General features: G+C 70.2%; 10 protein-coding genes. 4 read left to right on the forward strand and 6 right to left on the reverse strand.

Annotated elements, in window-relative coordinates:
- The first annotated feature begins 26 nt into the window (after nt 1-26).
- Nucleotides 27-734 (forward strand): response regulator transcription factor, encoded by a 708-nt coding sequence (locus tag OG299_RS28395; RefSeq protein WP_266630112.1) that lies wholly within the window; start codon nt 27-29, stop codon nt 732-734.
- Nucleotides 731-2,143 carry a sensor histidine kinase gene (locus OG299_RS28400; protein WP_327363015.1) on the forward strand — a complete coding sequence of 471 codons (1,413 nt, stop codon included), beginning with the start codon at nt 731-733 and terminating at the stop codon, nt 2,141-2,143. Before OG299_RS28395 ends, OG299_RS28400 begins: the two co-directional genes overlap by 4 nt.
- A 37-nt stretch (nt 2,144-2,180) precedes the next feature.
- Here OG299_RS28400 and OG299_RS28405 read toward each other — a convergent pair whose 3' ends face one another.
- Nucleotides 2,181-3,230 carry a mechanosensitive ion channel family protein gene (locus OG299_RS28405; RefSeq protein ID WP_266630116.1) on the reverse strand — a complete coding sequence of 350 codons (1,050 nt, stop codon included), beginning with the start codon at nt 3,228-3,230 and terminating at the stop codon, nt 2,181-2,183.
- Between the two features lie 57 nt (nt 3,231-3,287).
- Here OG299_RS28405 and OG299_RS28410 point away from each other — a divergent pair, with 57 nt between their 5' ends.
- Nucleotides 3,288-3,866 carry a dienelactone hydrolase family protein gene (locus OG299_RS28410; protein WP_266630118.1) on the forward strand — a complete coding sequence of 193 codons (579 nt, stop codon included), beginning with the start codon at nt 3,288-3,290 and terminating at the stop codon, nt 3,864-3,866.
- Between the two features lie 85 nt (nt 3,867-3,951).
- Here OG299_RS28410 and OG299_RS28415 read toward each other — a convergent pair whose 3' ends face one another.
- The 5 genes from OG299_RS28415 to OG299_RS28435 all read right to left on the reverse strand — a co-directional run bounded on the left by OG299_RS28415 (nt 3,952) and on the right by OG299_RS28435 (nt 9,903).
- On the reverse strand, nt 3,952-4,893 hold the full coding sequence (locus OG299_RS28415) for a zinc metalloprotease (protein WP_327364606.1): 942 nt from the start codon (nt 4,891-4,893) through the stop codon (nt 3,952-3,954).
- Nucleotides 4,894-5,126: 233 nt separating this feature from the next.
- Nucleotides 5,127-6,791: an alkaline phosphatase D family protein gene (locus OG299_RS28420; RefSeq protein WP_327363016.1), complete on the reverse strand. Its 1,665-nt coding sequence runs from the start codon at nt 6,789-6,791 to the stop codon at nt 5,127-5,129.
- Between the two features lie 105 nt (nt 6,792-6,896).
- Nucleotides 6,897-7,691, reverse strand: a complete 795-nt coding sequence (locus OG299_RS28425; RefSeq protein ID WP_266630124.1) for a thioredoxin domain-containing protein — start codon at nt 7,689-7,691, stop codon at nt 6,897-6,899.
- A gap of 51 nt (nt 7,692-7,742) precedes the next feature.
- Nucleotides 7,743-8,432: a hypothetical protein gene (locus OG299_RS28430; protein WP_327363017.1), complete on the reverse strand. Its 690-nt coding sequence runs from the start codon at nt 8,430-8,432 to the stop codon at nt 7,743-7,745.
- Between the two features lie 145 nt (nt 8,433-8,577).
- The gene (locus OG299_RS28435) at nt 8,578-9,903 is read right to left on the reverse strand and encodes a DUF2252 domain-containing protein (protein WP_266630128.1); all 1,326 of its coding nucleotides are present in this window, start codon (nt 9,901-9,903) and stop codon (nt 8,578-8,580) included.
- Nucleotides 9,904-10,073: 170 nt separating this feature from the next.
- On the opposite strand from OG299_RS28435, the gene dnaE reads away from it, so the two are divergent.
- A complete protein-coding gene (dnaE, locus tag OG299_RS28440; protein ID WP_266630130.1) occupies nt 10,074-13,616 on the forward strand; it encodes a DNA polymerase III subunit alpha in 3,543 nt (1,180 codons plus the stop codon).
- The last annotated feature ends 20 nt before the right edge of the window (nt 13,617-13,636 follow it).

Raw genomic sequence — 13,636 nt, forward strand, 5'->3', positions numbered from 1 at the left:
CAGAACTGTTTGGCAGGCTTTGGCCCATGAGCAGCACGAGTACGCACACGAGTGGGCAGCGGATCCTGGTCGTGGACGACGAGCCCGAGGTACGGGCCGCCGTCCAGGACGGGCTGGCCGTCGAGGGGTACGAGGTACGGGGAGCCGCCGACGGGCTCGCCGCGCTGTCGGAGGTGGCCGGCTGGCAGCCCGACGCGGTGGTGCTCGACGTCATGATGCCGGTACTGGACGGGCTCGGGGTCTGCCGGCAGCTGCGCGCGCTGGGCGACCGTACGCCCGTACTCGTCCTGACCGCGTTGGACTCGGTGAGCGAGCGGGTCGACGGCCTGGAGGCGGGCGCCGACGACTACCTGGTCAAGCCGTTCGCGCTGGACGAGCTGGTGGCCCGGGTCCGGGCCCTGCTGCGGCGGGCCGCGCCCGATCCGGCCGGTGCGGCCGTGCTCGGGTTCGCGGACCTGGTGCTCGATCCCGAGACGCGCACCGGAAGGCGCGGCGGGCGGCCGCTGGAGTTCAGCCGTACCGAGGCGGCCCTGCTGGAGCTGCTGCTGCACCACCCCGGGCAGGTGCTGCCGCGGGAACTGATCCTGGAGCTGGTGTGGGGGCGGGACTTCGGGCCGGACTCCAACTCGCTGGCCGTCTACGTCGGCTACCTGCGGCGGAAGCTGGAGGCCGGCGGCGAGCCGCGGCTGGTGCACACCGTCCACGGGGTCGGGTACCGGCTGGGTACGGCGTGAGCGGCGGCGGGCCCGGGAGGGGACGGCGCAGGCTCGGGGCGCGCTGGCGCAGACGGCGACCGCTGCGGACCCGGCTGGCGCTGGCGGTCACCGCGGCGGTGGCGCTGGTCGCGGTCGGGGTGTGCACGGCGGCGTTCTTCGTCGTACGCGGCGCCCTGTACGAGCAGCTGAACCTGAGCCTCACCCAGTCCGCCCGGCTCGCGGCGCAGCGCAACCCGGACTCCGGGCCGGGGACCCTGGCCGGGGAGTGCCGGTTCCTGGCGGCGCCCGCCTGCGCGGAGGTGGTGCCGGCCGACCCGGCGGACGACCCGGCCGCGCCGTACCTGCTGCCGGTGGACGCGGCGGCGCGGGCGGTGGCCGCCGGGCGCCGCGCGCCCTACTACACGGACATCGTGCACGCGGGGCACCCGACGCGGATGCTCACCACCGACTACGCGAAGGGGCGGGCGCTGCAGGTGGCGCTGCGGGCCGACACCGTCGAGGACGGGATCGAGGAGGCGGCCTGGTGGCTGGCGCTGATCGGCGCGGCCGGGGTGCTGCTGGCTGCCGGGCTCGGGTACTGGGTGTCGCGGACCGGGCTGGCCCCGGTGACCCGGCTCACGGCCACCGCCGAGCGGATCGCGGCGACGCGGGATCCGCGCCACCGGATCGAACTGCCGCCGCCGGGCCCGCCGGGGCGGGAGGACGAGATCACCCGGCTCGCCGGGAGCTTCAACACCATGCTGGGCGAGCTGGAGCAGTCGGTGACGGCGCAGCGGCGGCTGGTCGCGGACGCCTCGCACGAACTGCGGACCCCGCTGACGGCGCTGCGGACGAACGCGGAGCTGCTGGCGCGGGGGGAGCGGCTGACGGCGGAGCAGCGCGAGCGGGCCTCGCTCGCGCTGGGGCGGCAGCTGCGGGAGGTGACGGGGTTGGTGAACGACCTGATCGAGCTGGCCCGGGACGAGGAGCCGCAGCCGCTGGTGGAACAGGTCCGGCTGGCTCCGCTGGTGGAGCACTGCGCGGAGGCTGCGCGGGCGCACTGGCCGTCGGTACCGGTCCTCGTCCGCGTGGGCGGGGAGGAGGCGGTGGTGGTGCCGGGGGTGCCGGCGCGGCTGACGCGACTGGTGTCGAACCTGCTGGACAACGCGGCGAAGTTCAGCCCCGCGGGGGCGCCGGTGGAGGTGGAGCTGGTGTCGCGGGGCGGTGGTGGCGGGGCCGAGCTGACGGTACGGGACCACGGGCCGGGCATTGCGGCCGAGGATCTGCCGTACGTTTTCGACCGGTTCTACCGGGCGGGGGCGGCGCGCGCCCTGCCGGGGTCGGGGCTGGGGCTCGCGATGGCTCGCCAGATCGCCCGGGCGCACGCGGCCGAGTTGGTCGCGGAGCCGGCTCCGGGCGGCGGGGCCCTGTTCCGCCTGACCTTCTGACCCGGCAACGGCGCCCTTCCCCCGGCCGGGCCCGGGATTACGGCCCCGGCCGCGGGTCCGCCGGGGACGTGGCGATGCGGGGGAGGGCGTACGGGTGGTGGGTCAGGAGCCAGGTGATCAGGCGTTCGCGGACCTGGCAGCGGACCGTCCAGATGTCGGTGGCGTCCTTCGCCGTGACCACCGCCCGGACCTGGATCGTGTGCGGGGTCGTGTCCGTGACCGCCAGGCTGCCGGTGCGGCCGTCCCATTCCGGGATCTCCTGCAGGATCCGCTTCAGCTGCTCCCGCAGCAGGTCCAGCGGTGCGCTGTGGTCCAGGTGCCAGAACACCGTCCCGGTCATCTGAGCGCCGCCGCGCGACCAGTTTTCGTACGGCTTGCCTGTGAAATACGACACAGGCATGGTGATCCGGCGCTCGTCCCAGGTGCGCACCACGAGGAAGGTCAGGGTGATCTCCTCGACCGTGCCCCACTCCTCGTCCACGACCACCGTGTCCCCGATCCGCACCGTGTCGCCGAAGGCGATCTGCAGTCCGGCGAACAGGTTGCCCAGCGAGGACTGTGCGGCGATGCCCGCCACGATGCCGAGGACGCCCGCCGAGGCCAGCATCGATGCGCCGAGCGCCCGCATCGGCGGGAACGTCAGCAGCATCGCCGCCACCGCGACCACCACGACCACCGCCGTGACCGCCCGGTGGATCAGCGTCACCTGGGTGCGGACCCGGCGCACCCGTGCGTCGTCCGGGTTCCGGTCCGCGTAGCGGGCGTACGAGGAGTCCACGACCGCCGTCGCGATGCGCACCAGCAGCCAGGCCGCCGAGGCGATCAGTACGAGGGTCAGGGTGCGGCCCACGGCGAACACGTAGTCCGCGGGGATCCCGGCCCGGAGGTGGGAGCCGTACAGCAGCGTCGTGCACAGGACGAGTTGGAACGGCAGGCGGCAGTGGCGCAGCAGTCCCCACAACGGGGTCTCGCTGTGTCGGGCGTCGGCGCGGCGCAGCAGCAGGTCCAGCAGCCACCCGGCGAGCAGGGTGACGACCAGTGAGCCGCCGAGGACCGCGATCGGGCGCAGAACGGTGTCCGTGTCCATGGACTTCAACGTAACCGGAACGCGGGCTCGGGCCCCGGCCATCCGACGAATGGCACGATGGGGTGCATGAACATCATGCTTTTCCACTCGACGTACGGGCTGCGGCCCGCGGTGCACGCGGCGGCCGACCGGCTGCGCGCGGCCGGTCACCAGGTCCAGGTGCCGGATCTCTTCGAGGGGCGCACCTTCGAGACCGTCGAAGAGGGCATGGCGCACCGGGACGAGATCGGCCGCGACGAGCTGCTCAAGCGCGCGGTGCTGGCCTCCGCCCCCTACTCCGACCAGGGCCTGGTCTACGCCGGCTTCTCCTTCGGCGGTTCCGTCGCCCAGCACCTCGCGCTGGCCGACGCGAAGGCGCGCGGGCTGCTGCTCCTGCACGGGACGGCGGACCTGGAGGAGGACACCGCGGTCGACGAGCTGCCGGTGCAGCTGCACATCGCGGATCCGGACCCGTTCGAGACGCACGACTGGCTGACCGCCTGGTACCTGCGGATGCAGCGCGCGGGTGCGGACGTGGAGGTGCACCGCTACCCGGGTGCCGGGCACCTGTTCACGGACCCGGAGCTCGACGACTACGACGCGGAGGCCGCGGAGCAGACCTGGCGGGTCGCGCTCGCCTTCCTCGACGGTCTGTAGGAGCAGGGGAAACGAAACGAGGGGCAGGGCACCGATGCGTGCCCTGCCCCTCATTCGCTTCAGTTCAGTTCAGTTCAATTCGTGACTAGCCGCGGTACGCGCTCCACATGCTCTTCATGCGGGACACCTGACCCGCCGTGAACTGGTACATGCAGGAGTCGTACGTGTAGTCCATGAAGTTGTGGATCGGGTCGACGCCCGTCTTGTTGGTGCAGCTGTCGCGGCCGGTCGGGCACTCGAACGCCGCGGTCTTCTCGGCCGGGGTGTCGGAGACGGAGTCACCGCTGCCCGAGCAGCCGCCCTGGAAGGTGTGGTACAGACCCATCCAGTGGCCGACCTCGTGGGTGCCGGTGTCGCCCTCGTTGTAGTTGGCGGCGGAGCCGCCCGGCAGCGAGGTGTTGAGGATGACCACGCCGTCCATCTTCGGCTGCGAGGCGTAGGAGCTCGGGAAGGTCGCCCAGCCGAGCAGGCCGCCGCCGAGGTTGGCGGTGTAGAGGTTCAGCGCGTTCGCGCCGCCCTTGCGCAGGGCGTTCTTCATGTCCTTCTCGGCCTGGGTGCCGTCCGAGACGTTGTACCAGGAGGCGTTGTCGGTGTAGTCGGTGGAGACCAGCGAGAACTGGTAGCCCGAGTCGACGTTGCCGGTGCCCTTGCCGCTGTAGGCGGAGTTGAGGACCGCGATCTGGTTGTTGATGTCCGTGGCGGTCAGCTTGCCGGCGGTGCCGGAGGTGATGACGTGGACGTAGACCGGGATGGTCGTCGCGGCGGTCACCTCGGCGGCGCGCATCTGGCGCTGCGGGCCCAGCTCGGCGCTCTTCTTGGCCAGGTCGGCGTCCATGGCCTTGACCTGGGCGTCCGTCACCTCGTTGGGGTCGGCCGCGTGGTTGTCCTTCGGGCGGGCGACCCGGGCGTTGGCGGAGATGCCGGCGTCGGCACAGGCCTCGGAGCCGGTCTTGGGGGCCGCGGCCACGGTCGTGGGGGCCGTGAGCGGGGCGAACGCCAGGGTTCCGGCCAGAACGGCCGTGCCCATGAGGCGGCGTCGGAGCATGGGGGATATGCGGGCGGAAGCGCGCACGTTGACTCCTCGCGAAGCGTGGTGGGGGGTGAGGGTTTTCCTCACGCTGGCGCGAATCTTATGTGTCCATGTCATGCACTGAGCAAGCCCTTTACGTAAAAGATTTGTTGCTTCTGATGCCGAAGGGGCTCCTGGTCTGCACCAGGAGCCCCTCTGAACAGGAGAATTGACAGAGCGTCAGAAGATCGTCAGCTGACCGGCTGGTACGACCGCTCCACCTTCTGCGTGCCGTTCGGCGTGCGGTACGAGCGGGCCCACGCGGCCGTCGCGGCCGGATTCCGCTTGTCGGACACGACGAAGTAGTCCATCTGCGAACGCTCGGCCGTCACGTCCAGCACCCCGTAGCCGTGGGAGTCCATGTCCAGCCACTTCACGTGCCAGTTGGCCGCCTTGATCGCCGCTTCCGCTACGAGCGACGCGGTGTCCGCCGGCACGTGCAGGAGGTCGTCGATGTTGTCGGAGGTCACCGACGTCACCACGAACTCGGTGGCCGCCGTACCCGAGCCCGGGTACGTCGCCATGTTCATCGGGACCTCGTTCGCCCACGCCATGTGGATGTCGCCCGTGAGGAAGACCGTGTTCTTGATCTTCTGGTCCTTGAGGTGGTTCAGCAGCTCCTTGCGGTCGTCCGTGTAGCCGTCCCACTGGTCCACGTTGATCGCGAGGCCGCCCTCGGGCAGGCCCAGCAGCTTCGCCAGCGGGGCCAGCAGGTGCGCGGGCAGCGAGGCGAAGGCCACCGGCGAGATCATCACCGAGGTCCCGACCAGCTTCCAGGTCGCGTTCGAGCTCGCGAGGCCCGACTTGAGCCAGTCCAGCTGGGCGCGCCCGGTGATGGTGCGCTCCGGGTCGTCCACCGAGCCGCTGCCTATCTTGGCCTGCTGGGAGCGGAAGGTGCGCAGGTCCAGCAGGTGCAGGTCGGCGAGGGTGCCGAAGCGCAGCCGCCGGTAGACGGTGCCGGCGGTGGAGGTGCGCACCGGCATCCACTCGAAGTACGCCTGCTTGGCGGCGGCCGCGCGGGCCGCCCAGTCGCCCTCGGTGCCCGGGGTGTGGTTCTCCGCGCCGCCCGACCAGGCGTCGTTGGCGAACTCGTGGTCGTCCCAGATCGCGACGATCGCGTGCGCGGCGTGCAGGGCCTGGAGGTCGGCGTCGGTCTTGTACTTGCCGTGCCGGGTCCGGTAGTCGGCGAGGGTGAGGATCTCGTGCTTCGGCTCGTGCGCGCGTACGACGTACTTCGCCTCGGGGTAGGCCCCGTTCGCGTACTCGTAGATGTAGTCGCCGAGGTGCAGGATCGCGTGCAGGTCGGTGCGGGCGGCCAGGTGGCGGTACGCCGAGAAGTAGCCGGACTCCCAGTTGGCGCAGGAGACCACGCCGAAGCGGACCCCGGGGGTGCTCGCGTCGTGGCCCGGGGCGGTCAGGGTGCGCCCGACCGGGGAGACGGCGCCGCCGGCGGAGAACCGGTAGAAGTACGGGGTCTGCGGCCGCAGTCCGCGGACGTCCGCCTTGACGGTGTGGTCGGTGGCGGCGGTCGCCGTGACCGAGCCGCTCACGACGATCCGGGAGAAGACCTTGTCCTCGGCGACCTCCCAGGCCACCTCGGTGGCCGGGCCGGCGCCGGAGCCGGGCACGGCCTCGGGGGTGGGGGTCACGCGGGTCCACAGCAGGATCCCGTCGGGCAGCGGGTCACCGGAGGCGACGCCGTGCAGGAAGGCAGGCCCGTTCGAGGCCGCCGAAGCGGGGGAGATGCCCAGTGCGGCCGTCGCGAAGGGCGCGAGGGCGGCGGTGGCCGCAGCGGCCTTGACGACCGTACGGCGGCGCGGAGTTGCCGCGGTGGGGGAGGGGAGATGACTGGTCACGGGCGGTCATATTACTGATGGGTATAACCGCCGGTACACCCCTTACAAAGCAACAGGCAGGCGAACTCTGGGAGTTCGCCTGCCTGTCCGGCTCGATATGTCCGATCAGCCCGCGATGGCCTTGTCGACCGCGGCCGTGAACTCCTCCGGCGCCATCTTGATCTCGATCTTCTTGCCGTCCATCTTCAGCGACGGGGTGCCCTCGAGGCCGCTCTTCTCGAACAGCTTCGACATCTCGAGCGCCCAGCGGTTGTACGTACCGTCCTCGACGGCCTTCTTGAAGTCGGCGTTGCCCTTGAGCGCCGGCACCTGGTCCGCGACCTTCAGCAGGTAGTCGTCCTTGCCGAACTTGTCGTCGCGCTCCTCCGGGTGGTTCTCCTTGGAGTACAGGGCGCTCTTGTACTCGAGGAACGCCTCGGGGCTGACGTTCAGCGCCGCGCCCAGCGCGCTCAGCGCGTTCTTCGAACCGCTGCCGCCGAAGCCCTTGTCGAGGAAGGTGGCGCCGACGTACTGGATCTTGTACTTGCCGGCGTCCAGGTCCTTCTTGATCTGCGGGCCCACGCTCTGTTCGAACTGGGAGCAGATCGGGCAGCGCGCGTCCTCGTAGAGCTCGAGGGTCTTCTTGGCGTCGGCCTTGCCTATGACCACGGTGGTGCCGTTGTCGCCCGTGGTGTTCTTCGGGGCGACCAGCGTGGCGTCGGCGGCCTTGTCCCACTCACCCGGCTGGTTGGCCTGCACGACCGCGTAGCCGATGCCGCCGGCCAGCGCGAGGACGGCGACGACGGCGCCGGCCACCAGCACCTGGCGGCGCACCTTGTCCTTCTTGGCCTGCTTCTCGCGCTCGGCACGCAGCCGGTCGCGGGCCGCTGCCTTGTTCGCCTGGCTGTTGCGTGAACTCATGGTGATCTCCGTGGGATGTGACACAAGGAAAGGGGGGACGTCCGTACGGGGTCAGGCGCAGCCGAGCGCGCCGCGTACGGGAGGTCCCCGGCGTCCCACGGAGTGGGCGGGGAAGCGGGTACGGGCCCCCGCGCCCGGAAGGGCCGGGCGCGGCGCCCGCCGCACCGGGCCGACGGCGGCCGCCGCCGAGGCCGCCACCAGCAGCAGCGGCCGGAACGCGAAGGCGGCCACGGCGCGCAGCAGCTGGCCCAGGGCGCGCTCCCCGTACCGCAGCCAGGCCGCGGCGAACAGCCCGACCGAGACGTGCGCGCCGAGCAGCAGCCACGGGGTCCAGGGCCCGGGCGAGGCCAGCAGGGCCACCGCGTCGGGGACGGCTCCGGGCACCTCGGCCAGCGGCCCGCCCAGCGGCGGGCCGCCGCACAGTTCGTCCAGGCCCAGTGCCCGCAGCGGCCCGGCGACGGGCCCGCCGGCCGGGCCGTAGCAGACGTGCTGGCCTGCGGTGAAGACCGTGTCGGCGGCCAGCTCCAGCGGAACCAGCAGCCCGGCGATGGGACCGAAGCCCCGCTCGCGGCCCGCCAGCGCGTACGCGAGCAGGAACACGCCCGTGAAGGCCCCGGCCACCAGCGCGGGCGGCATAGGGACCCGGGACATCAGGACGTGCGAGCCGGCCGAGAGCAGCACGACGAGTGCGCTGAACAGCGCGGCCCGCAGCCCCCGGAGTCCTGCCCTCGATATGTCCATCGCCGCGAGTCTGCCACGTGTCCCTGTGAAAACGGGTCCCCGGTCCCGTCCGGCCCGGGGCCCGCGGCCGAAAGTGCTCAATGAACGACAGCGCTCAATGAACGACAGCGCTCAATGAACGACAGTGCTCAATGAACGGCAGTGCTCAATGCATGATGCGGCCGTTGCGGAACAGGTCCACGAAGATCTGGTGGTCGGCGCGCGCCCGGGCGCCGTACGCGTGCGCGAAGTCGACCAGCAGCTCCGCGAAGCCCTTCTCGTCCGCGGCGATCGCCGCGTCGATGGCCCGCTCGGTGGAGAACGGGACCAGCGAGTGCCCGCTCTCGGCCTCGTCGGCCGCCGCGTGCATGGTCGCCGTCGCCCGGCCCAGGTCCGCGACCACGGCCGCGATCTCCTCCGGGTCGTCCAGGTCCGACCAGTCCAGGTCCACCGCGTACGGGGAGACCTCGGCCACCAGCTGCCCGGAGCCGTCCAGCTCGGTCCAGCCCAGCCACGGGTCGGCGTGCGCCTGGAGGGCGCGCTGGGAGATCACCGTGCGGTGCCCCTCGTGCTGGAAGTAGTCCCGTACCGCCCGGTCGGTGATGTGCCGGGACACCGCGGGGGTCTGCGCCTGCTTGAGGTAGATCACGACGTCGTTCTCCAGGGCGTCGCTGTGCCCCTCCAGCAGGATGTTGTACGAGGGCAGGCCGGCCGAGCCGATCCCGACGCCGCGGCGGCCCACCACGTCCTTGACCCGGTAGGAGTCCGGCCGGACGAGGGACTCGTCGGGCAGGGTCTCCAGGTAGCCGTCGAAGGCGGCGAGCACCTTGTAGCGGGTGGCCGCGTCCAGCTCGATCGAGCCGCCGCCGGAGGTGAAGCGGCGCTCGTAGTCGCGGATCTCGGTCATCGAGTCCAGCAGGGAGAAGCGGGTGCGGGAGCGGGCCGAGCGCAGGGCCGTCAGCAGCGGGCCCTCGGCGGTGTCCAGGGTGAAGGAGGGCACCTCCTCGTGCTTGGCACCCGCCGCGAGGCGGTGGATCCGCTCCCGGTAGGCGCCCGCGTAGGTCCGCACCAGCTCGCCGATCTGCTCGTCGCTGAGCGCCTTGGTGTAGCCGATCAGGGCGACGGAGGCCGCGAAGCGCTTGAGGTCCCAGGTGAAGGGTCCGACGTACGCCTCGTCGAAGTCGTTGACGTTGAAGATCAGCCGGCCGTTGGAGTCCATGTACGTGCCGAAGTTCTCGGCATGCAGATCGCCGTGGATCCAGACCCGGCCGGTGCGCTCGTCCAGGTAGGGCCCGCCGTGCCGGTCCCGCTCCAGGTCGGCGTAGAAGAGGCAGGCCGTGCCCCGGTAGAAGGCGAACGCCGAGGCGGCCATCTTGCGGAATTTGACCTGGAAAGCCGCGGGGTCGGCGGCGAGCAGCTCACCGAATGCGGTGTCGAACACATCGAGTATCTGCTCGGCGCGCTGCTCGTTCGTCGTCTCGGGGACCGCCATGGCGGGTGCCTCCTGGTGCACGGGCTGGTACAGGTTCTGACCGACTGGACGTCGGGTGGGTCTTCCTGGTTCTGCAACGCCCGACCGTACCCTCCGGTGCCGGTGATCTGTCACTCCCGGGACGTAGGATTCATAGCTGCCGCCGCCCCCACCGTCAGGAGCCTCCCGCCGTGACCAAGCCGCCGTTCACGCACCTGCACGTCCACACCCAGTACTCGCTGCTGGACGGTGCCGCGCGGCTGAAGGACATGTTCAACGCGTGCAACGAGATGGGCATGACGCACATCGCCATGTCCGACCACGGCAACCTGCACGGGGCGTACGACTTCTTCCACACCGCCCAGAAGGCGGGGGTCACGCCGATCATCGGCATCGAGGCGTACGTGGCCCCCGAGTCGCGGCGCAACAAGCGGCGCATCCAGTGGGGCCAGCCCCACCAGAAGCGCGACGACGTGTCCGGTTCCGGCGGCTACACCCACAAGACGATCTGGGCGGCGAACGCCACCGGGCTGAACAACCTCTTCAGGCTGTCCTCCGACGCCTACGCCGAGGGCTGGCTCACGAAGTGGCCGCGCATGGACAAGGAGACCATCTCCAAGTGGTCCGAGGGGCTCATCGCCTCCACCGGCTGCCCCTCCGGCGAGCTGCAGACGCGCCTTCGCCTCGGCCAGTTCGACGAGGCCCTGAAGTCGGCCGCCGAGTACCAGGACATCTTCGGCAAGGAGCGGTACTTCCTGGAGCTGATGGACCACGGCATCGAGATCGAGCGCCGGGTCCGCGACGGGCTGCTGGAGATCGGCAAGAAGCTCGGCATCCCGCCGCTGGTGACGAACGACTCGCACTACACGTACGCGAGCGAGGCCGGCGCGCACGACGCCCTGCTCTGCATCCAGACCGGCAAGAACCTCTCGGACCCGGACCGCTTCCGCTTCGACGGCACCGGCTACTACCTGAAGTCGACCGACGAGATGTACGCGATCGACTCCTCGGACGCCTGGCAGGAGGGCTGCGCCAACACCAAGCTGGTCGCGGACCAGGTCGACACCGAGGGCATGTTCAAGTTCCGGAACCTGATGCCGAAGTTCGACATCCCGGACGGCCACACCGAGGTCAGCTGGTTCCGCGAGGAGACCATGCGCGGCATGCACCGCCGTTACCCCGGGGGCATTCCGGAGGACCGGATGAAGCAGGCCGAGTACGAGATGGACACGATCATCTCGATGGGCTTCCCGGGCTACTTCCTCGTGGTCGCCGACTTCATCATGTGGGCCAAGAACCAGGGCATCGCGGTGGGCCCGGGCCGAGGCTCCGCGGCCGGCTCGATCGTCGCGTACGCCATGGGCATCACCGACCTCGACCCGATCACGCACGGCCTGATCTTCGAGCGCTTCCTGAACCCCGAGCGCGTCTCCATGCCCGATGTCGACATCGACTTCGACGAGCGTCGGCGCGTCGAGGTGATCAGGTACGTGACCGAGAAGTACGGCGCCGACAAGGTCGCCATGATCGGCACGTACGGCACCATCAAGGCCAAGAACGCGATCAAGGACTCCGCGCGCGTCCTGGGCTACCCGTACGCCATGGGCGACCGGCTCACCAAGGCCATGCCCGCCGACGTCCTCGGCAAGGGCATCCCGCTCTCCGGCATCCTCGACTCCAGCCACCCCCGCTACAGCGAGGCCGGCGAGATCCGCGCGATGTACGAGAACGAGCCGGACGTGAAGAAGGTCATCGACACCGCCCGCGGCGTCGAGGGCCTGGTCCGCCAGATGGGCGTGCACGCCGCCGGCGTGATCATGTCCAGCGAGACGATCACCGACCACGTGCCCGTCTGGGTGCGGCACTCCGACGGCGTCACCATCACCCAGTGGGACTACCCGAGCTGCGAGTCGCTCGGCCTGCTGAAGATGGACTTCCTCGGCCTGCGCAACCTCACGATCATGGACGACGCCGTCAAGATGGTGAAGGCCAACAAGGGGATCGACATCGATCTCCTGGGCCTCCCGCTCGACGACCCCAAGACCTTCGAACTGCTCGGCCGCGGCGACACTCTCGGTGTCTTCCAGTTCGACGGCGGGCCCATGCGCTCCCTGCTGCGCCTGATGAAGCCCGACAACTTCGAGGACATCTCCGCCGTCTCGGCCCTGTACCGGCCGGGCCCGATGGGCATGAACTCGCACACGAACTACGCCCTGCGCAAGAACAAGCAGCAGGAGATCACCCCGATCCACCCGGAGCTGGAGGGGCCGCTCGAAGAGGTGCTCGCGGTCACCTACGGCCTGATCGTCTACCAGGAGCAGGTCCAGAAGGCCGCCCAGATCATCGCCGGGTACTCGCTCGGCGAGGCCGACATCCTGCGCCGCGTGATGGGCAAGAAGAAGCCCGAGGAGCTGGCGAAGAACTTCGTCATCTTCGAGGAGGGCGCCAAGAAGAAGGGCTTCAGCGACCAGGCGATCAAGGCCCTGTGGGACGTCCTGGTCCCCTTCGCCGGCTACGCCTTCAACAAGGCCCACTCGGCCGCGTACGGCCTGGTCTCCTACTGGACCGCCTACCTCAAGGCGAACTTCCCGGCCGAGTACATGGCGGGCCTGCTCACCTCGGTCAAGGACGACAAGGACAAGTCCGCGATCTACCTGAACGAGTGCCGGCGCATGGGCATCAAGGTGCTCCCGCCGAACGTGAACGAGTCCGAGCCGAACTTCGCGGCCCAGGGCGACGACGTGATCCTCTTCGGCCTCACCGCGGTGCGCAACGTCGGCAGCAACGTCGTCGAGTCGATCATCAAGACCAGGAAGGCCAAGGGGAAGTACTCCTCCTTCCCCGACTTCCTGGACAAGGTCGAGGCCGTCGTCTGCAACAAGCGGACCGTCGAGTCGCTGATCAAGGCCGGCGCCTTCGACGAGATGGGCCACACCCGCAAGGGCCTGGTCGCCCACCACGAACCGATGATCGACAACGTCGTCGCGGTCAAGCGCAAGGAGGCCGAGGGGCAGTTCGACCTCTTCGGCGGAATGGGTGACGAGAGCGCGAGCGACGAGCCCGGCTTCGGGCTCGACGTCGAGTTCTCGGACGTGGAGTGGGAGAAGTCCTACCTGCTCGCCCAGGAGCGCGAAATGCTCGGCCTGTACGTCTCCGACCACCCGCTCTTCGGCCTGGAGCACGTGCTCTCCGACAAGACGGACGCCGGCATCTCCCAGCTGACCGGCGGCGAGCACTCCGACGGCGCCGTCGTCACCATCGGCGGCATCATCTCGGGCCTCCAGCGCAAGATGACCAAGCAGGGCAACGCCTGGGCCATCGCCACCGTCGAGGACCTCGCCGGATCCATCGAGTGCATGTTCTTCCCCGCGACCTACCAGCTCGTCTCCACCCAGCTGGTCGAGGACACCGTCGTCTTCGTCAAGGGCCGCCTCGACAAGCGCGAGGACATCCCCCGGCTCGTCGCCATGGAGATGATGGTCCCCGACCTCTCCTCGGCCGGGACGAACGCGCCCGTCGTCCTCACCATCCCGACGGTCAAGGTCACTCCTCCGATGGTCACCCGGTTGGGCGAGATCCTTCGCCACCACAAGGGCAACACCGAGGTCCGGATCAAGCTCCAGGGACCGCGGTCCACCACCGTGCTGCGCCTCGACAAGCACCGGGTCCAGCCCGACCCGGCGCTCTTCGGCGACCTCAAGGTGCTCCTCGGGCCGTCCTGCCTGGCCGGCTGACGCCGCCCGCAGGAGCCTGC

The organism is Streptomyces sp. NBC_01296 (assembly GCF_035984415.1).
Lineage (GTDB): Bacteria > Actinomycetota > Actinomycetes > Streptomycetales > Streptomycetaceae > Streptomyces.